At 68.2% G+C, this 19,643-nt stretch carries 16 protein-coding genes; 8 read left to right on the top strand and 8 right to left on the bottom strand.

All coding sequences use genetic code 11. From position 1 onward, the window contains the following. Positions 1-40: 40 nt before the first annotated feature. From tuf to rpsL, 4 genes are all read right to left on the bottom strand, one after another. Positions 41-1,234 carry an elongation factor Tu gene (gene tuf / locus Sm713_RS02665; RefSeq protein ID WP_212908088.1) on the bottom strand — a complete coding sequence of 398 codons (1,194 nt, stop codon included), beginning with the start codon at positions 1,232-1,234 and terminating at the stop codon, positions 41-43. A 179-nt stretch (positions 1,235-1,413) separates the two neighbouring features. Next, positions 1,414-3,534 (bottom strand): elongation factor G, encoded by a 2,121-nt coding sequence (gene fusA, locus Sm713_RS02660; RefSeq protein WP_212908087.1) that lies wholly within the window; start codon positions 3,532-3,534, stop codon positions 1,414-1,416. 39 nt (positions 3,535-3,573) lie between these two features. Beyond that, positions 3,574-4,044 carry a 30S ribosomal protein S7 gene (rpsG, locus tag Sm713_RS02655; RefSeq protein ID WP_212908086.1) on the bottom strand — a complete coding sequence of 157 codons (471 nt, stop codon included), beginning with the start codon at positions 4,042-4,044 and terminating at the stop codon, positions 3,574-3,576. A gap of 2 nt (positions 4,045-4,046) precedes the next feature. After that, positions 4,047-4,418: a 30S ribosomal protein S12 gene (gene rpsL / locus Sm713_RS02650; RefSeq protein ID WP_003948652.1), complete on the bottom strand. Its 372-nt coding sequence runs from the start codon at positions 4,416-4,418 to the stop codon at positions 4,047-4,049. 378 nt (positions 4,419-4,796) lie between these two features. Here rpsL and Sm713_RS02645 point away from each other — a divergent pair, with 378 nt between their 5' ends. The 7 genes from Sm713_RS02645 (at position 4,797) to Sm713_RS02615 (ending at position 13,063) form a co-directional block, all read left to right on the top strand. Beyond that, positions 4,797-5,531 carry a Crp/Fnr family transcriptional regulator gene (locus Sm713_RS02645; protein ID WP_212908085.1) on the top strand — a complete coding sequence of 245 codons (735 nt, stop codon included), beginning with the start codon at positions 4,797-4,799 and terminating at the stop codon, positions 5,529-5,531. Positions 5,532-5,665: 134 nt separating this feature from the next. Then, positions 5,666-6,673 carry a hypothetical protein gene (locus tag Sm713_RS02640; protein ID WP_249416044.1) on the top strand — a complete coding sequence of 336 codons (1,008 nt, stop codon included), beginning with the start codon at positions 5,666-5,668 and terminating at the stop codon, positions 6,671-6,673. Beyond that, on the top strand, positions 6,670-8,859 hold the full coding sequence (locus tag Sm713_RS02635; protein ID WP_212908084.1) for a hypothetical protein: 2,190 nt from the start codon (positions 6,670-6,672) through the stop codon (positions 8,857-8,859). Before Sm713_RS02640 ends, Sm713_RS02635 begins: the two co-directional genes overlap by 4 nt. Positions 8,860-8,880: 21 nt before the next feature. Further along, a complete protein-coding gene (locus Sm713_RS02630; protein WP_212908083.1) occupies positions 8,881-10,143 on the top strand; it encodes an SPFH domain-containing protein in 1,263 nt (420 codons plus the stop codon). A gap of 184 nt (positions 10,144-10,327) precedes the next feature. Further along, positions 10,328-10,780 (top strand): Pycsar system effector family protein, encoded by a 453-nt coding sequence (locus Sm713_RS02625; RefSeq protein ID WP_212908082.1) that lies wholly within the window; start codon positions 10,328-10,330, stop codon positions 10,778-10,780. Between the two features lie 569 nt (positions 10,781-11,349). After that, positions 11,350-12,264, top strand: coding sequence for a M48 family metalloprotease (locus tag Sm713_RS02620; RefSeq protein WP_249416043.1), 915 nt, complete (start codon positions 11,350-11,352; stop codon positions 12,262-12,264). 508 nt (positions 12,265-12,772) lie between these two features. Further along, on the top strand, positions 12,773-13,063 hold the full coding sequence (locus tag Sm713_RS02615) for a helix-turn-helix domain-containing protein (protein ID WP_249416042.1): 291 nt from the start codon (positions 12,773-12,775) through the stop codon (positions 13,061-13,063). 75 nt (positions 13,064-13,138) lie between these two features. Here the strand turns inward: Sm713_RS02615 and Sm713_RS02610 are convergent, their stop codons facing one another. Further along, a complete protein-coding gene (locus tag Sm713_RS02610) occupies positions 13,139-13,342 on the bottom strand; it encodes a DUF397 domain-containing protein (protein ID WP_212908081.1) in 204 nt (67 codons plus the stop codon). Next, a complete protein-coding gene (locus tag Sm713_RS02605) occupies positions 13,339-14,211 on the bottom strand; it encodes a helix-turn-helix transcriptional regulator (RefSeq protein WP_212908080.1) in 873 nt (290 codons plus the stop codon). The genes Sm713_RS02610 and Sm713_RS02605 overlap by 4 nt, the downstream gene beginning before the upstream one ends. A 186-nt stretch (positions 14,212-14,397) precedes the next feature. Here Sm713_RS02605 and Sm713_RS02600 point away from each other — a divergent pair, with 186 nt between their 5' ends. Further along, positions 14,398-14,808: an ATP-binding protein gene (locus Sm713_RS02600; protein WP_212908079.1), complete on the top strand. Its 411-nt coding sequence runs from the start codon at positions 14,398-14,400 to the stop codon at positions 14,806-14,808. A gap of 99 nt (positions 14,809-14,907) precedes the next feature. Here the strand turns inward: Sm713_RS02600 and Sm713_RS02595 are convergent, their stop codons facing one another. Continuing rightward, positions 14,908-15,486 (bottom strand): DUF1707 and DUF4190 domain-containing protein, encoded by a 579-nt coding sequence (locus Sm713_RS02595; protein WP_374195951.1) that lies wholly within the window; start codon positions 15,484-15,486, stop codon positions 14,908-14,910. Positions 15,487-15,611: 125 nt separating this feature from the next. Continuing rightward, positions 15,612-19,535, bottom strand: coding sequence for a DNA-directed RNA polymerase subunit beta' (locus Sm713_RS02590; protein ID WP_212908078.1), 3,924 nt, complete (start codon positions 19,533-19,535; stop codon positions 15,612-15,614). Positions 19,536-19,643: the final 108 nt, after the last annotated feature.

Here is a 19,643-nt window from a genome sequence, read left to right as displayed (position 1 = left end):
CCGGGCCCGACAGGGCCCTACGCCGACGTCAGGGGTGACGTTACTTGATGATCTTGATGACCTGGCCGGCGCCCACGGTCCGACCACCCTCACGGATGGCGAACTTCAGGCCCTCCTCCATGGCGATGGGCTGGATCAGCTCAACGCGCATCTCGGTGTTGTCGCCAGGCATGACCATCTCGGTGCCCTCGGGGAGGTTCACCACACCGGTCACGTCCGTCGTACGGAAGTAGAACTGCGGGCGGTAGTTGTTGAAGAACGGGGTGTGGCGACCACCTTCGTCCTTCGACAGGATGTACGCCTGCGCCTCGAACTCCGTGTGCGGGGTGACCGAGCCCGGCTTGATGATGACCTGGCCGCGCTCGACGTCCTCGCGCTTGACACCGCGGAGCAGCAGACCGACGTTCTCACCGGCCTGGCCCTCGTCGAGCAGCTTGCGGAACATCTCGATGCCGGTGACCGTGGTGGTGGTCTTCTCCGGCTTGATGCCGATGATGTCCACGGTCTCGTTGACCTTCAGGATGCCGCGCTCGATACGGCCGGTGACGACCGTACCGCGACCGGTGATCGTGAAGACGTCCTCGATGGGCATCAGGAACGGCTTGTCGACGTCACGCTCGGGCTCCGGGATGGCCTCGTCCACGGCCTTCATCAGGTTGAGGACGGACTCGCCCCACTCCTTGTCGCCCTCCAGGGCCTTCAGAGCGGAGACCTTGACGACCGGAACGTCGTCGCCCGGGAACTCGTACTCGGTGAGGAGCTCGCGGACCTCGAGCTCGACGAGCTCGAGGATCTCCTCGTCGTCCACCATGTCGGCCTTGTTCAGGGCGACGACGATGTACGGCACACCCACCTGGCGGGCCAGGAGCACGTGCTCCTTGGTCTGCGGCATCGGGCCGTCGGTCGCGGCGACCACCAGGATCGCGCCGTCCATCTGGGCGGCACCGGTGATCATGTTCTTGATGTAGTCCGCGTGACCGGGGCAGTCGACGTGGGCGTAGTGACGCGCCTCGGTCTGGTACTCGACGTGCGCGATGGAGATGGTGATACCGCGCTGACGCTCCTCAGGAGCCTTGTCGATCTGGTCGAAGGCCGAGGCCTCGTTCAGGTTCGGAAACGCGTCGTGCAGCACCTTGGTAATGGCGGCCGTGAGGGTCGTCTTACCGTGGTCGATGTGACCGATGGTGCCGATGTTGACGTGCGGCTTAGTCCGCTCGAACTTCGCCTTCGCCACTGGGGTCCTCCTGTGGAGTGGTTCTGTACGCCTTACTTCATCGGCGCCAGGTGATCTTTGCTGGAAAGCCGGGGCCGGGGACATTCCGCCGGGATTGCGGCGGAAAGTCCCATGGGCTCCCGAGTCAAGCCTAAAGCGTGTGAGCTACCGAACCGGTCGTGCTGACCGAACCGGCCGTGCTACTCGCCCTTGGCCTTCGCGATGATCTCCTCGGCGACGTTCCGCGGAACCTCGGCGTAGGAGTCGAACTGCATCGAGTAGCTGGCGCGACCCGACGTCTTGCTGCGGAGGTCTCCGACGTAGCCGAACATCTCCGACAGCGGCACCAGCCCAGTGACGAGCTTGGCGCCGTGGCGGTCCTCCATGGCCTGGATCTGACCGCGACGGGAGTTGATGTCGCCGATGACGTCGCCCATGTAGTCCTCGGGCGTGGTCACCTCGACCTTCATCATCGGTTCGAGCAGGGCCGGGGAGGCCTTGCGGGCGGCCTCCTTGAAGGCCATCGAACCGGCGATCTTGAACGCCATCTCGGAGGAGTCGACCTCGTGGTAGGCGCCGTCGAGCAGGATGACCCGGACACCCGTGAGCGGGTAGCCGGCGAGCACGCCGAACTCCATGGCCTCCTGGCAGCCCGCGTCCACGGACGGGATGTACTCCCGCGGGATGCGGCCACCGGTGACCTTGTTCTCGAACTCGTAGCCATCGCCGTCGAGCGGCTCGACCGCGATCTGCACCTTGGCGAACTGGCCGGAACCACCCGTCTGCTTCTTGTGGGTGTAGTCCAGCCTCTCGACCGCCTTGCGCAGCGTCTCGCGGTAGGCCACCTGCGGCTTGCCGACGTTGGCCTCGACCTTGAACTCGCGGCGCATCCGGTCGACCAGCACGTCGAGGTGGAGCTCACCCATGCCGGCGATGATCGTCTGCCCGGTCTCCTCGTCGGTCTTGACGCGGAAGGACGGGTCCTCCTCGGCGAGACGCTGGATCGCGACACCCAGCTTCTCCTGGTCGCCCTTCGACTTGGGCTCGATGGCGACCTCGATCACCGGGGCCGGGAAGTCCATGGACTCCAGGATCACCGGGTTCGCCGGGTCGGAGAGCGTCTCACCGGTGGTGGTCTGCTTCAGGCCCATGACGGCGACGATGTCACCGGCGCCCACCGACTCGATCTCCTCACGCTTGTTCGCGTGCATGCGGTAGATCTTGCCGATGCGCTCTTTCCTGCCCTTGACCGAGTTCTGCACCTGGGATCCGGAGTTGAGCCGGCCCGAGTACACCCGGACGAAGGTGAGCTTGCCGAGGTGCGGGTCACTCGCGATCTTGAACGCCAGCGCCGCCAGCGGCTCCTCGTCCGACGGCTTGCGCCGGATGACCTGGTCGGGGTCGGAGACCGAGTGGCCCTCGATCGCCTCGATGTCGAGCGGCGACGGAAGGTAGCGGATCACGGCGTCGAGCAGCGGCTGGACGCCCTTGTTCTTGAACGCGGTGCCGCAGAAGACGGGGGTGACGGTGGTGCCGTCGCCCTTGCCGGAGTTGATCGTGACACGGCGGATGGCCGCGTAGAGCTGCTCCTCGGTGGGCTCCTCGCCCTCCAGGTACAGCTCCATCATCTCCTCGTCGTTCTCCGCGACGGCCTCCAGGAGCTTGCCGCGCCATTCGTCGGCGGCCTCCTGGTGGGTGTCGGGGATGTCGACGACGTCGTAGGCCTCGCCGAGCGCGGTCTCGGCGGACCACACCAGCGCCTTCATACGGACGAGGTCGACAACGCCCTTGAAGTCAGCCTCGGCGCCGATCGGCAGCTGCATGACCAGCGGGGTCGCGCCCAGCCGGTCGATGATCATGTCGACGCAGCGGTGGAACTCGGCACCGGTGCGGTCGAGCTTGTTCACGAAGCAGATACGCGGCACGCCATAGCGGTCCGCCTGACGCCACACGGTCTCGGACTGCGGTTCGACACCGGCGACTCCGTCGAACACCGTCACGGCACCGTCGAGCACGCGCAGTGAGCGCTCCACCTCGACCGTGAAGTCGACGTGGCCCGGGGTGTCGATGATGTTGATGGTGTTGTCGACGTCCTCGAGCGGCCAGTGACAGGTGGTGGCAGCAGACGTGATCGTGATGCCACGCTCCTGCTCCTGCTCCATCCAGTCCATGGTGGCAGCGCCGTCGTGGACCTCACCGATCTTGTAAGAGACGCCGGTGTAGTACAGGATCCGCTCGGTGGTCGTCGTCTTGCCCGCGTCGATGTGTGCCATGATCCCGATGTTGCGGACCGTGGCCAGGTCAAGCGAAGTGGTAGCCATAAGGCTTCATTCTTCTCTCGGATCTCGATGGGGTTGCGACTACCAGCGGTAGTGCGCGAAGGCCTTGTTGGACTCGGCCATCTTGTGCGTGTCCTCGCGCTTCTTCACGGCTGCGCCGAGGCCGTTGGAGGCGTCGAGCAGTTCGTTCAGCAGGCGCTCGGTCATGGTCTTCTCGCGGCGGGCGCGGGAGTAACCGACCAGCCAGCGCAGCGCCAGCGTGTTGGCGCGGCCCGGCTTGACCTCGACCGGAACCTGGTAGGTCGCGCCACCGACACGGCGGGACTTGACCTCAAGGGTCGGCTTGATGTTCTCGAGGGCGCGCTTGAGGGTGATGACCGGGTCGTTGCTGGTCTTCTCGCGCAGCCCTTCCATGGCGCCGTAGACGATGCGCTCGGCGGTGGAGCGCTTGCCGTTCAGCAGCACCTTGTTGATCAGGGAGGTCACCAGAGGAGAGCTGTAGACCGGGTCGATGATGACCGGGCGCTTCGGGGCGGGGCCCTTACGAGGCATTCTTACTTCTCCTTCTTGGCGCCGTAACGGCTGCGGGCCTGCTTGCGGTTCTTGACACCCTGGGTGTCGAGGGAGCCACGGATGATCTTGTAGCGAACACCCGGCAGGTCCTTCACACGGCCGCCGCGCACGAGCACGATGGAGTGCTCCTGCAGGTTGTGTCCCTCACCCGGAATGTAGGCCGTGACCTCGATACCGGAGGTCAGACGCACACGCGCGACCTTGCGGAGGGCCGAGTTCGGCTTCTTCGGGGTGGTCGTGAACACACGCGTGCAGACGCCGCGACGCTGGGGGGAACCCTCCAGTGCGGGCGTCTTGTTCTTCTCGACCTTGTCCTGCCGGCCCTTGCGGACCAGCTGCTGGATCGTAGGCACTACTTCTCCGGTTTCTGTGTGCCGATAGGTAAAGCTAACCTGGAACTTCGCCGACCCACGCGGTCGGGTGTGTCGAATACTGGGGACTCCCCCACGCAGGGAGGAGGAGCACAGAATTGCGGTGGCCGCTTCTGGCCCGACCGTACGGTTTCAAGGCACGCACGAGGGCCAGGGCACACCCCAGGCACAAGGTCTGAGCGTACCCAGCTCGTCGAGTTCGGTCAAAACGAATCGGGGCACGGCGACACGCCGGATATGTACAGCTCCACCGGGACACCGGATATTCCCGATCATGGCCCGAACCTGGCCATGGGCCGATCACAGTCGGTCGCCGTTCAGTACTTTGATCGGTCCGCTGTGGACTTTGGGGGCCGCGCAATGCCGCAGACACCGGGGATACCGGGCATCGACGACGAGGGGCTGGAAGACCGCATACCTTTCCTGCTCCGGCTGGAGCCCCAGGACCGCAAAACTCTGCTCGCGCTGGGGCGGGAGCTGACCTTCGCGCCCCGGACCGTCCTCCTTCACCAGCACGAACCATCCACTCACGTGCTACTGATCCAGTCCGGCTGGACCAAGGTGATCACCTCCGCCGCCAACGGCTACGAGATGCTGCTCGCGCTGCGCGGGCCCGGGGACATTCTCGGCGAGTCTGCACTGCTGACCGGGCGTTCCCGATCGGCCACGGTGACCGCGCTGGAGGAGGTGCGCGCGACCGCCGTCGACTGCGAACGCGCCCGGAACTTCATCCACCGTTCGCCGGGGGTCTCCTTCCTCCTGCTGGGCCTCATCTCCGACCGGGCCCGGGCCGGTGACCGGCGCCGTCTGGAGTTCGCGGCGATGAGCGTGCGCGAACGGTTCTCCGCACTCCTGCTCGATCTGGCCCACACCCATGGCAGGCGCACTCCGCGCGGCATCGAGTTCGTCATCCCGCTGAGCAAGCAGGAGCTGGCCGGCGCCGTGGGTGCCTCAAGGGAGATGGTGCAGCGGCTGCTCAAGGACCTACGAGAGAAGAAGGCCGTGGAGACGGCGCGGCGCGCCATGCTGATCACCCGGCCGGATGTGCTGCGCATGATCGCGAAGCGGGGCCCCGGCCAGCCCAGCGGGCTTTGACCGACGTGCGCAGCCGCGCCTCTGCGTCGCTCTGTGCACACCGTCACACTTCGAGTGCGTCATCGTTCCTCACGGCCCGGCCCAGTGACCCGCAAAGCTCGCCTCACACGGCAGGAACCCACCGAGAGGCGACCATGACCGAGCCCGTCAGCAGGACGATCCTGCTGCTCGACATCGAGCGGTACAGCGACCGGGACGACATCGAACAGACCTACCTGCGGCGCAGACTCTACGACGTCACCGACCGGGCCCTGCAGAGCGCCGGCATCGACGAAACGCTCCGGCTACGAGCCGACCGCGGAGACTCGGTGATGGAGCTGGTCGACGCCAATGCCTCCGTGCCGGCGTTGCTGCGGGCGCTGCTCACGCAGGTCCCCGACGAGTTGCGCGAGATGAACCGACTGGCGTCCAGCACCGTGCAGATCCGGCTGCGCGTGGTGGTGGCCACCGGATACGTGGCCGTTGACGACCGGGACGGCTGGGTCGGCACCGACCTCAACAACGCGTGCCGACTGCTCGACGCGCAGGTGCTGCGCGACGCGCTGAAGGAGCGACCGTCCGGCATGGCACTGTGCGTCTCGCCCGGCATCCATGCCGGCATCGTCCGCCACGACCACCGGGGCATCCCGGCCCACGACTTCCACGCGATCACTGTGCACAGCAAGAACGGCCCGCTGGAGGCATGGCTCCACGGGCCCCTACCGACCGCGGGCAGCGCCGGACCCGCAGACCCCACGGCGTCCCAGGACCACAGTGGAACGGGGGGCGGGCCGGTGCGGAGCACCTTGGGGGAGCGCTCCGCACCGGCCTTGGAGCGGGAGCAGAACGGCCCCACAGCGCCCTCGGCCACGGCCACGCACGGCGGCGGACCTTCGATGGCGGGCTGGGCGTTCCACACGGGAGGGGGTTCGGTCTCCTTCGGCGGTGGGCTGGTGGGCGGCGACCAGCACGTCGTTTCGGGCGGGCAGCAGACCGGCGACGTCTACCTCGGCGGCCGGACCGAGATCCACCGTTACGAACCCTCGGATCCTGCCGCGCACCGCACCGGCCCGGCCCAGGCCGACGGCACTAGTGGCACCCGGCCGGACGGCGACCGCACCGGACCCGCCGACGGCACGGTGGCACGCGGGGAGTCGGCGTGACCGCCCGGCTCTGGCAGGCCGCCGACGCCGGCGACCGGCCCCCGGCCGGTTCCGCACCGCCAGCGGACGACGCGGAACAGCGCCCGGAGGAAGCCGCGCCAGGAGCCGCGGTGGAGGAGGACAGCGAGTCCGAGGAGCACAGCCGGCAGGCGCGCGCAGCCCAGCGTGAGCTGTTCACCCACGCCCCCGACTTCATCCCGGCCTCCTTCGGCGGTTCGCTGGTCGGTGGGGCACAGCACGTGGTGTCCGGCGGGCACCTCACAGGGGACGTGTACCTCGGCGGCCGGACTGAGATCCATCACCATGCCCAGGTGACCGAGACGGTCGGTGCCTCCGGACAGATCCCGGCCGCGGCACTGGAGCGGCTCGATCGCGCCTTCGTGGCGGACCACGACTTCACCGCCGCTCTCGGTCGGCTCCGCGAGGAGCGCGTGCTGGTGCTCTCCGGGGCCCACGGCAGCGGCCGGAGCACCGCGGCGCAGGTGCTGCTGCACCGGTTGGGTGTCCCCGCGGTGCGCGCCCTCCAGCCGGATCTCGCTCCCGGCGCCCTGCCCACGCACCTCACGTTCGCGGGCGGATACGTCCTGGCGGACCTGCCGCTGAGCCGGAACAAGCCGCTCAGGCAGACGCACCTGTACGCGATGCGCGAGCAGCTCGCCAAAGTCGACGGCTACCTGGTGCTCACAGTGGCGAGCACCGCACATGTGATCGGGGCCTCGCCCTTCCACTGGCGGCGTCCGGCCGTCGACGAGGTCCTCCGCGCGCATCTTGCGGTACTGTGCGCCGGGCGAGACGACGTCGGCCGGCTGCTCGCGCTGACGCCGGTGGGGGACTTCCTGGCCCAGGGGCACCACAGGATCGCTGAGGCCGCCGACTTCGCCCGGGCGCTGGCCGCCTTTGACGGCACAGAACAGGGCATCGCCCAGCTCGCAGGGTTCGGCATGGCCGCGGTGGAGCACCAGTGCCGCACCTGGTTGGCCGATGCCCGTCTCCCGTTGCGCGACAAGGCATTCCTGATCTCGCTGGCGCTCCTCGACGACGCTCCGTACGTCCTGGCCGCCGAACTCGCCGATGTTCTGTTCGTGGAGTTCCAGCGGCTCCAGCACCCCGCCACTCCCCCGGAGATCCCAGTGTTCGGGCCTTCGCCCGACGAGCGTCTGGAGCTGGCCCGGGCCGTGGCCGACCAGCGGACCGAGCAGACCGAGTGGGGCCCGATCTCCCAGTACATGACCAGGTTTGCGGAGCGCGGTACCGCGCGTGCCCTGCTTACTGAAGTGTGGACGGGCCATCCCTCTGCCAGACCTGCCCTGGTCGCCTGGCTCAAGAGGCTCGCCCAGGACAAGCGGCCGCTGGTGCGCACACGCGCCGCCGCCGGCGCGGCGCTGCTGGCGGCCGCCGACCTGCCGTCCGCCGTGGCGCTGCTCATCGACGGCTGGGCCGCCTCCCGGTCGTTCCGCCCACGTGTCATGGCCGCCAACGCCCTGACGCTCGCCCAGCTGCTGGACGTGACTGCGATCCTCCCCCTGCTGACGCGCTGGTGCGACGACCCGGACTGGGCGCGGCGCTGGACGGCGATCCGGGCCCTCTCCCTGCTCGCTTCCCACCGGCCCGCTCTGGCCGGTCCAGCGCTGAACGCGCTCGCCGGCAGGGCCCGGACCGAGTCCGGAAGCGAAGCCGAGCGGCGCAACCTCATCGAGTCCACAGCCCTGTTGCTCTCCGGCGGCGAGGGCGGGGAGCCGGAAGAGATGCTCTCCGAACTGGTGCGCCTGCTCTACCAGGACTCGACCGCCGTCCGAGCCCTTGTTCTCGGAGCCTTCGTTCTCGCCGGCGAGAACACCGACGAGGGAGCGCTCGTCGAGTGGTACGCGGAGACCGGCGTCGCAAGCCCTCAGGCCACACGTGACCTGGCCACGCTGTGGCGGGCCGCATTGAACGACCGTGGAGAGACCCGCCGAGCCCTGGACGCGATGCGCCTCTGGGTGTCCGTGGCGGAGCAACGAAGCGACGCGCTCCACGCCGTCGAGCACCTTCTGCCGTTGCTGATCAGCACGGCGGCCGACCGGGACCGCCTGGCCCACTTGCTCCGCACACTGCCGCGCGACGACGCAGGCACTCGCCCGCAGATCGCCGAACACCTGCTCGCCGTGGTCAGCCGTGCACCCGCAGCAGGGCCGACCCCTTCATAACCTCATGAGGAGTTGACACACATGGCGGACTTCCGCCGACCACCGGAGTGGCATCAGGAAGCGGACCGGCACAGCGTCCTGATCGACCCGGTCCTGACGGTCCGGCCCATCTCCCGCTTCGACTACACCGCCCGCAGGCCGACCACCCCGATCGACCACGCACTGGTCTTCGTCACCACACAGAACACCTACGAGACGTTCCTCCCGCCGCACCGGCCGACCCGCGCGGACGCGGCCAGCAGGCGGTACACCTCCGTGTACGAGGTGGACATGGGCATCCACCCGGTCCAGGTGGAGCTCGAACTCCCCAGCGCGGGGGACGCGTTCCAGTTCACGGTGACCGCCGACCTCACCTGGCAGGTCACCGACCCCACTCGGTTCGTCACCAGCGGAGAACGGGACGTTCCCGCACGGCTGAGAAGGGAGCTGCAAGGCCGCGCACGGGTCGTCAGCCGCCGCTTCCCCATAGAGGAGAGCGCCGCTGCCGAGGAGGCCGTGACGAAGGAGGTCGTCGTCGACGGCCTGGCGGCGGACATCGGACTCCACACCACCTGCGTCGTGCAGGTGAGCACGGACGATGCGGCGATCGCGCACCAAATGCGACAGCGTGAGCTGCGCCATCAGAACGAACTGCTCGGCTCCGAGCACGAGCTCCGGCTCCGCCAGGCCCACCAGGAGCACGAGCTGGCGGCGCTGCGGCAGCGGCAGATGGAGGAGCTGGCCACGCGCAGGATCGAGTACTACCAGCACCACCTCCAGTACGGCGGCGTCGGGGCCTGGGCCGTGCATCTGGCTGAGCACCCCGAGGACACGCAGCTGGTGCTGAACAACATCACGCGCGACCAATTGACCTTGATTCGCAGCCAGTTGGAGCTCATCAGCACGGGGACCCTGGAGGACTACCAGCAGGCCGAGGCTGCCAGGAAGACGCTCGGAGCTGTCGACGACCTGCTCCGTCAGACCCCGCCGAGCGCCCTGCCGCATGCTGCGGAGCACGGGCAGCTGCCACCCGGGAGCGACATGGAGCCCGGCGCGGAGCTCGATGGCGGCACAGCACAGGACGGCATTCGGCACAAGGAGGACGAAGGGCTGACGGCACCGCAGGAGCGAGAGCCTGACGCGGCTCGCTCCGGTCAGCCGCCCGAACCGCCCCGGCCGACCTTCCCACCCGGGCCCACTGCCCGACCACCGTCATCGGAGGACGACCCGTGGCGGAAGCCCCAAGACGCGGGTCCGCGGCAACCGCCCGAAGACGGCTCCCCGTACCGCCATGGCCACGCCTGACGGCGCGCCGAGCGACTCCGCTCAAGGCGACTCTGCCCCGTACGGGGGGACAAGGGCCGGCGCCAATCGGATCCGAACGGCGGCGAGCCCCGCACGTACTGGAACCGCCGATCCCGACCGGACCCCAGCAGACCCGACGCTCCCCCTACCCGGTGCCCGGAGCGGGGAGCAACTCCTCGTCGCCATGCGGACCGAGATCGCTCGCGCCGATGCCAAGGCAGCGGTGCTCGTGGCCGCGCTCGGCATGACGGCTGGGTTGTTCAGCGGCCTGCTGACCGGGCGAAGCTGGACACCGCGCGTGCTCTCTCCGCTGGCCGCCACCATCTGGTGGTGCGGCACCGCGGCGTTCGCGCTGTCACTGGTAGCACTGCTCCTCACGGTACTGCCGCGGCACAGCCGGGTCGGCTGGTCCCCCGGCGCTCCTCTGGCCTATTTCGGCGACGTCCGACGCGCCGTGCGCGCCGGCCTACTCGCCGAGGCACTGGCCGAGACCGAACTCCACCCCCTGGCCGGACTCGCCACGGCCCTCAACGAAACCAGTCGCATCGCCAGCCGCAAACACGAGTGGATACGCGTCGGGCTGATCGCCTTCTGCGTCGGCTCAGCGCTCCTTCCGACGGCGCTGCTCATCGGCTGACCCACATCCAAGCCCAAGGAATTCTCATGACACAGCCACACCCACCCGAGTACCCCGAGGGCCCTGCGCTCCCGGACCCACCCGCCTACCCCGAAGCACCCCCACTGCCGGACCCACCCGCCTACCCGGCAGGCCCTCCCCTACCGAACCCACTCGCCTACCCCGATGGGCCGCAGGCCGTGGCGTGGTCCGCGCCCTCTGCCGAGAGGCCGGCGCCACCGCCGTGCACAGCGCCCCCGTATCCCGCCGCCCCTCCGCCGCTCCCCCCTGTCTCTCCGTCCGCTCCGGTCCCGCCCTCCGGGCGGCCTGGGGAAGGTTTGCCTCAGGGCCCGGCCCTCCCGTTTGCGGGCACGCAACCGCCCTATCCGTATCCCACGGCACCACCAGGCCCACGGCACGCAGCGTGGCAGGGCCCTGCGGCCGGCATTGCACCACCTCCCGGAACGCCCCCGTATGCGTCCGGGCTCGAAGCGCCCCCCGCGCTCCCGCCCGCGCCCCCTCCTCCACCACCACCGCCGTCCGCCGCCCCCGACGACCTCGACTACCGACACCTCGGCTCCCGCATCCACGTGGCCGCGCACCAGCGCGGCGCGGACGCCACCGCGCTCGGCCGGCTGCTGATCCAGGCACCGGGCGCCGTGGTCAGTCTCGCACTGGTCGTGACCATCTCCGAGGCGCTGTTCAACTGGCTCGTGGTCTGGCTGATCGCGCTCTCCTGGCTCGCTTCCGGCGCCTTGTTCTTCCACCGTCCCGCAGAGCTGGCCCTCTCCCGGACACTGCTGCGGCTGCGTCCACCATCGGATGAAGAGCGTCTCCGTCTTGACCCGGTCTGGCGCGAGGTGACGGCCCGCGCCGGGATCGAGGCTCACAGCTACGACCTGATGGTGGAGAAGAGCAACGACCTGAACGCCTTCGCCGTCGCCGGCCACGTGGTCGGTGTCACGACGTATGCGCTCCGTGAGGTCCCCAGCAGCAACCTGGCCGCGATCCTCGCTCACGAACTGGGACACCACACGGGCGGTCACGCCTGGTCCGGCCTGCTCGGTCAGTGGTATTCGCTGCCCGCCCGGCTGGCATGGAAGCTGCTACGCCTGTGCGCCGCGCTGGCCATACGGGTCGCGAGCCTCTTCTCACTGGCCGGCGCCGGGGTCCTCGTCCTGGTCATGGGGACGGCCCTGGTGTGCGGGCTGATCGCGATGCCCTTTGTCTTCATCCCGCTGATCGTGAGCCCGTATCTGGTGGCCTATGTCGCCCGCCGGGGTGAGCTGCGGGCCGACGCCCACGCCTCGGCCCTCGGATTCAGGCCGCAACTAGCCGAGGTCCTCCGCTACCACCAGGCCCAGGAGGCCAGCACACGTGCATGGAACGAGGCGCGGAGGATCAGGCAGCGGCGGCCCGGTGCCATGGCCCGGCTGCTCTCCAACCATCCCGACATCGACACACGACTCGCTGCCCTGGAGGGACTCGCCCGGCAGGATCTCTGATCGCCCCCTGCAACCGCGAAGGCGGTCACCCCTTGGAGTGACCGCCCTTCGTGTGCAGGTCTATCGGCAGTCAGTTCCCAGGTAGGCAACCACAGCCAGTGTCGCCAGACGCCGCATGAGCGGGAAAGGCGTCACTGCCGTGCCGGACCGTCCACTGGGCACGGCCAAGGCAGGCGGGGATCTCCGAGAGGCCGGGGCCTCTGCCCACTCATGCCAATGACGATATATACCGTCTAATGCATGAAAGGCCTCGGTACGCTAGCCGTCACCTGGGCGGCAAGGTACGAGGGCTCCGGTTCTGCCGCGGACAACCGCATCACCGCGTCACCTACTGGCTCGCGCCGGACCGGCGAATCGCGCTTCTCACCCTCTTCGCCAATACACAGCGGCAGGAGCACACCGAAGTACAGAGAGCTCTGGCCGCCGAGAAAGCGTGCGAAGCCCAGCACCCGGCCGGGCACACCTGCTACGACTGCTTCCCTGGAGAGACCCCATAAGCCACACCCGCTTGGAGATCACCAGTGCCGACCGGGCCCGCGAGGGGTACCAGGAGGCCCGCTGCGCCTACCTGTTCGGCAAAGCCGTCCGAGACCGTCGCATCGCCCTGGGCGTCACCCAGACCCAGTTAGCCACGCGTGCGGGCATGTCCCAAACTGCGATCTCCCGCCTGGAGCACGGCGGTTCCACTCCTACCATCCCTCTTCTCGAACGTCTGGCCGCGGCTCTCGACTCCACCCTGTACCTGGAGATCGCACCCAACAGCGACCTCTCGGTGGCCTTCGCCTCCCACGCCTCCTGAATCAACAAGGCTTCCGGTTCCAACCGGGAGCCGGGCACGGGAAAAGTGAAGGGGCAGCTTCCCGAGACGCGTAGATCACACGAGCCGGCTGACGAAAACCGCCCACGCCGTCCGGCTGAACGCGAGCACCGGACCGCCGGGCCGCTTGCTGTCGCGGACGGGAACCACGCCGGGTATGTGATCGTCAACCTCGACGCAATCCCCCTGGCCTCCGCTATAGCTGCTGGCGCGCCATGTCGGAACATCTACATCCACCGAAGTGCCGCACTCGTGGCTCATGTCGTGTACTCCTTGGCGATGCGCTCGATCAGCGCAAGGGATTCCGTCGGTGGCAACGCTACGGTGCGGGCGTCGTCGAAGAGCGCACGAAAGTGGGCGACTTCAGGCTCACGTTCTACCCAGATGTTGCCGGTCGGAGTCTCCGTCAGAACGAGGTCGAGCGAAGCCACCTGCGGGAAGCTCAGCAGCAGGTAGGGGCCGAACATGGCCGAGTGTGCGCCGCGTGAGAACGGCAGCACCTGCAAGGTGATGTTGGACCGCTCCGCCATGGTCATGAGGAAATCCAATTGCGCACGCATCACCGGAGGACCGCCCACCTGCTGGTGGAGAACCCCCTCGGCGAGCACTGCCCAGAAGTCCATGGGCGACTCCCCGGTCAGCCGCTGCTGCCGCGCGAGCCGGACTTCCACGAACCTGTCGATCTCCTCCGGTGTCTGCCATGTGCGCGACGCGACCGTTACCGCACGGCCGTACTCGGGCGTTTGGAGCAGCCCAGGCACCAACTGCACTTGATAGGTCCGGATGCTCTCGCAGATGGCCTCCAGCTCGATCTGGTCGCGGTAGGCGTCGTGGAGCATCGATTCGTACTGGTGCCACCACCCCGCGCGTCGGCGTCGATTGGCCTTGAGAGCCAACGCCTTCAGTCGCTTCTGGGCATTCAGATCCTCAACGCCGTATGCCTGCATGAGAGCAGCCAGATCCGGGGCACGGACGGGGACGTGGCCGTTCTCGATACGGCTGATCTTTCCCTTGGTGCATTCGAGGACCGCGGCCGCGTCAGCGGTCGACATGCCCGCCTGCTCGCGGAAGCTGCGTAGGTCGTCGCCGAGTTGGCGGCCCAGCACAGTGGACGGCTTGACGTTTGGCATACGCCATTGCCTATCAGCAGAAGCGACCCTGCCGCCTCCAGATTACTCGATCTGGTGAATCAGGCATCGGAAACTCCATTCAACGTTGCGCGAAACAGAGGCAGGCCGCGAGGCTGCTGCCTATTGCGCAGGGCAGCTGCCGTCAGCACCACCCGACCCCCCGGCCAGCCCCCTTTGGAGGTCCCTATGGCTGCAACGAACGAAGTCGCCTTCCGCCTGTCCCGCCGCCCCACCACCGTCCCCAGAGCACGAGCGCTGCTGCACGCCATGCTCGGGACCTGGCAGGTCAGCCAGGACGTCTCCGAAACGGCCGAACTGGTCCTCTCGGAGCTGGTGACCAACGCCCTACGCGTACGCGTGCCGCATGATCGCCAGGTGGGTGTACGGATCACCCACTCGCCACAGGACGGGGTACTGCTGCTGGAGGTGAGCGATGCCGGAACCGGGCGGCCCGAGGTCCGGAACCCCGGAGAGGACGAGACCAGCGGGCGCGGGCTACTCCTCGTCGAAGCCCTGGCCGACCGCTGGGGCGTGCGAGACCGGGCACACGGCATCGGAAAGACGGTGTGGGCAGAACTCAAGGCCACGGTCGGCTGAACCGGGAAGCCGACGGCTCGACCCCGCTCGCCACGCCCACCGGGTGGCCCAGAGACCCAGCAACCCGGGGTGACCCAGAAGCCACCCCGGGTCCCAATGTCAGATCGCCGCCGCGATGATCACCACCACGAAAAGCACCACCCCGATCCACCCGAGCACCAACCCACCGAGCGCCATGCCGTCGCCACGCTCGCCCGTGCGTCGGATCTCGTTGCGGGCCATGTGGCCGAGGACGATCGCCGGGATCGAGGTGACCCCCGCCGTGGCGAAGCCGGCCACGCCGAAGGACAGGGCGCCGATCGACTTGACGTTGGCGTCCGACGGGGCCGCCGGCATGAAGGTCCGCGGTGCATGGGCGGTCGCGGGGGGTGTCTGCTGCGCTACAGGGCCCTGCGGCAGGTCGGCGACGAGAACGGTCAGGTCACCTACCGTGCGCGCACGGTAAGCGCGCTCCAGTCGCTGCTCGTACTCGCCCTGCGGCAGCCGCCCCTCGGCGAAACCGGCCCGCAGGACGTCGACGGCACGCTCCCGGTCGGCGTGCGAGGCCAGCATGGAGGGCTGGGTGCCGTGCTGGGGCGGCCAGGGCGCAGGCCGCCAGGAATCGCTCTGAGTGCCGTACTGGGGCCGCTGGGCCTGCTGGGGCCGCCAGGGCATCGGCTGCCATGAATGACTCGACATGATACAAAGCCCCCGAAACAGGACAAGTACCTCGTATTACCTCTCCATGATGCTCCTACACGCCGCGGGGCGGCCACCCCGACTTTCGTCGGGATGACCGCCCCGCGGATCGAGCAGCCGATCGGTTACTGGTTGTAAGGACCGTAGTCGTAGTCCTCCAGCGGCACGGCCTGGCCGGAGCCCGTGCCGAACGGCGAGTAGTCGATGTCGTCGTAGCCGACGGCCGAGTACATCGCCGCCTTCGCCTCCTCGGTCGGCTCGACCCGGATGTTGCGGTAGCGGGACAGGCCCGTACCGGCCGGGATGAGCTTGCCGATGATGACGTTCTCCTTGAGGCCGATCAGGGAGTCGGACTTGGCGTTGATCGCCGCGTCCGTGAGGACCCTGGTCGTCTCCTGGAAGGACGCCGCCGACAGCCAGGACTCCGTGGCCAGCGAGGCCTTGGTGATGCCCATCAGCTGCGGACGGCCGGAGGCCGGGTGGCCGCCCTCCTGGACCACGCGGCGGTTCTCGGTCTCGAACTTCGAGCGCTCCACGAGCTCACCCGGCAGCAGCTCAGCGTCGCCGGACTCGATGATCGTCACCCGGCGCAGCATCTGGCGGATGATGATCTCGATGTGCTTGTCGTGGATCGACACGCCCTGGGAGTTGTAGACCTTCTGGACCTCGCCGACCAGGTGCACCTGGACCGCACGCTGGCCGAGGATGCGCAGCACGTCGTGCGGGTTGGTGGCACCCACGGTGAGCTTCTGGCCCACCTCGACGTGTTCGCCCTCGCTCACCAGCAGGCGGGCGCGCTTCGAGATCGGGTACGCCGTCTCGTCGCTGCCGTCGTCCGGGGTGACGATGATCTTCTTGGTCTTCTCGGTCTCCTCGATCCGCGCGCGGCCGGAGGCCTCGGAGATCGGGGCGACACCCTTGGGCGTACGGGCCTCGAACAGCTCGACGACACGCGGCAGACCCTGCGTGATGTCGTCACCGGCCACACCACCGGTGTGGAAGGTGCGCATCGTCAGCTGGGTGCCGGGCTCACCGATGGACTGGGCGGCGATGATGCCGACCGCCTCACCGATGTCGACCAGCTTGCCGGTGGCCAGCGAGCGTCCGTAGCACATGGCGCAGGTGCCGACGGCGGACTCGCAGGTCAGGACCGAGCGGGTCTTGACCTCCTCGACCCCGTGCCGCACGAGCTCGTCGATGAGCACGTCGCCCAGGTCGGTGTTGGCCGGGGCCAGCACCTTGCCGTCGGCGACGATGTCCTCGGCGAGGGCACGCGCGTACACGCTTGTCTCGACGTTCTCTGCCTTGCGCAGGACACCGTCGGCGCCCTGCTCGGCGATGCGCAGACGCAGGCCGCGGTCGGTGCCGCAGTCCTCCTCGCGAATGATGACGTCCTGGGAGACGTCGACCAGACGACGGGTGAGGTAGCCCGAGTCGGCGGTGCGCAGCGCGGTGTCGGCGAGACCCTTACGGGCACCGTGCGTGGAGATGAAGTACTCCAGCACGGACAGGCCCTCGCGGAACGACGCCTTGATGGGACGCGGAATCGTCTCGTTCTTGGCGTTGGACACCAGACCACGCATACCGGCGATCTGACGCATCTGCATCATGTTGCCGCGCGCACCCGAGTTCACCATCATGAAGATCGGGTTGGTCTTCGGGAAGTTCGCGTTCATCGCCTCGGCGACCTCGTTGGTCGCCTTGGTCCAGATCGCGATGAGCTCCTGGGTGCGCTCGTCCTTGGTGATCAGACCGCGCTCGTACTGCTTCTGGACCTTCTCGTCCTGCGACTCGTACCCGCGGACGATCTCCTTCTTCGCCTCGGGAACGACGACGTCGGAGATGGCCACGGTGACGCCGGAGCGGGTGGCCCAGAAGAAGCCGGCCGCCTTCAGGTTGTCGAGCGTCGCCGCCACGATGACCTTCGGGTAGCGCTCGGCGAGGTCGTTGACGATCTCGGAGAGCTGCTTCTTGCCGACCTCGTAGTCGACGAACGGGTAGTCCTCGGGCAGCAGCTCGTTGAAGAGCGCGCGGCCCAGGGTCGTCTTCAGCCGGAACGGGTCGCCCGGCTGCCACTCGCCGATACCGGCCTCGCCCGTGAACGACGCGGCGTCGTCGGCGGCCGGCGGGGTCCAGCCACGCGGCGGGATGGTGCCCACCGGGAAGCGGATGTCGACCTTCGACTGGAGCGACAGCTCGCCCGCGTCGAACGCCATGATCGCTTCCGCGACCGAGGCGAACGGGCGGTCCTCACCGAGCAGGTTGCGCGCGGCGCCGTCCGTGGTGAGGAAGAACAGCCCGAGCACCATGTCCTGGGTGGGCATGGTCACCGGGCGGCCGTCGGCCGGCTTGAGGATGTTGTTCGAGGACAGCATCAGGATGCGGGCCTCGGCCTGCGCCTCCGCGGACAGCGGCAGGTGCACGGCCATCTGGTCACCGTCGAAGTCCGCGTTGAACGCGGTGCACACGAGCGGGTGGATCTGGATGGCCTTGCCCTCGACCAGCTGCGGCTCGAAGGCCTGGATGCCGAGGCGGTGCAGCGTCGGAGCACGGTTCAGCAGCACCGGGTGCTCGGCGATGACCTCTTCCAGCACGTCGTACACGACCGTGCGGCCGCGCTCGACCATGCGCTTGGCCGACTTGATGTTCTGCGCGTGGTTCAGGTCCACCAGGCGCTTCATCACGAACGGCTTGAAGAGCTCCAGCGCCATGGCCTTGGGCAGGCCGCACTGGTGCAGCTTGAGCTGCGGGCCGACGACGATCACGGACCGCGCGGAGTAGTCCACGCGCTTGCCGAGCAGGTTCTGGCGGAACCGGCCCTGCTTGCCCTTGAGCATGTCGGACAGCGACTTCAGCGGGCGGTTGCCGGGACCCGTGACCGGGCGGCCGCGGCGACCGTTGTCGAAGAGGGCGTCAACGGCCTCCTGAAGCATGCGCTTCTCGTTGTTGACGATGATCTCCGGGGCACCGAGGTCCAGGAGCCTCTTCAGGCGGTTGTTGCGGTTGATGACCCTGCGGTACAGGTCGTTCAGGTCGGAGGTCGCGAAGCGGCCACCGTCCAGCTGCACCATGGGGCGCAGGTCCGGCGGGATCACCGGCACGCAGTCGAGCACCATGCCCTTGGGGCTGTTGGACGTCTGCAGGAACGCGGAGACGACCTTCAGCCGCTTGAGCGCACGGGTCTTCTTCTGGCCCTTGCCGGTACGGATGATCTCGCGGAGGCGCTCGGCCTCCTCGTCCAGGTCGAAGGACTCCAGGCGCTTCTGGAGCGCCGCGGCGCCCATCGAGCCGTCGAAGTACGTGCCGAAGCGGTCACGCAGCTCGCGGTAGAGGAGCTCGTCACCCTCCAGGTCCTGGACCTTGAGGTTCTTGAAGCGGTTCCACACCTCGTCGAGGCGGTCGATCTCGCGCTGCGCGCGGTCGCGGAGCTGCTTCATCTCGCGCTCGGCGCCCTCGCGCACCTTGCGGCGCACGTCCGCCTTGGCGCCCTCGGCCTCCAGCTCGCCCAGGTCGCCTTCCAGCTTCTTGGCGCGGGCTTCGAGGTCGGCGTCACGGCGCTGCTCGACCTGCTGGCGCTCGACGGAGACGTGGGCCTCCAGCGAGGGCAGGTCGCGCGTGCGGCGCTCCTCGTCCACGTACGTGATCATGTACGCGGCGAAGTAGATGACCTTCTCCAGGTCCTTCGGGGCGAGGTCGAGCAGGTAGCCGAGACGCGACGGAACGCCCTTGAAGTACCAGATGTGGGTGACGGGAGCGGCCAGCTCGATGTGGCCCATCCGCTCACGACGCACCTTGGCGCGAGTGACCTCGACGCCGCAGCGCTCGCAGATGATGCCCTTGAACCGGACACGCTTGTACTTGCCGCAGTAGCACTCCCAGTCCCGGGTGGGGCCGAAGATCTTCTCGCAGAAGAGGCCGTCCTTCTCGGGCTTGAGGGTGCGGTAGTTGATGGTTTCTGGCTTCTTGACCTCGCCGTGGGACCACTGACGGATGTCGTCAGCGGTGGCCAGGCCGATCCGCAGCTCGTCGAAGAAGTTGACGTCGAGCACTATTCGTCAATCCCTCTTTCGGGGTCGTGCCCTTCGCACGGGCGGGTGCGAGGGGCGCTGTGTGGTCTGTACGGGGTCCGGGCCCCCGGGGGACCGGGGGGCTTGGGC

Origin of the sequence: Streptomyces sp. TS71-3 (assembly GCF_018327685.1) — a bacterium.
In the GTDB taxonomy this organism is placed as follows: domain Bacteria; phylum Actinomycetota; class Actinomycetes; order Streptomycetales; family Streptomycetaceae; genus Streptomyces.
Note: the sequence above shows the minus strand (reverse complement) of the source record. Positions and strands in the feature narration are given on the sequence as shown.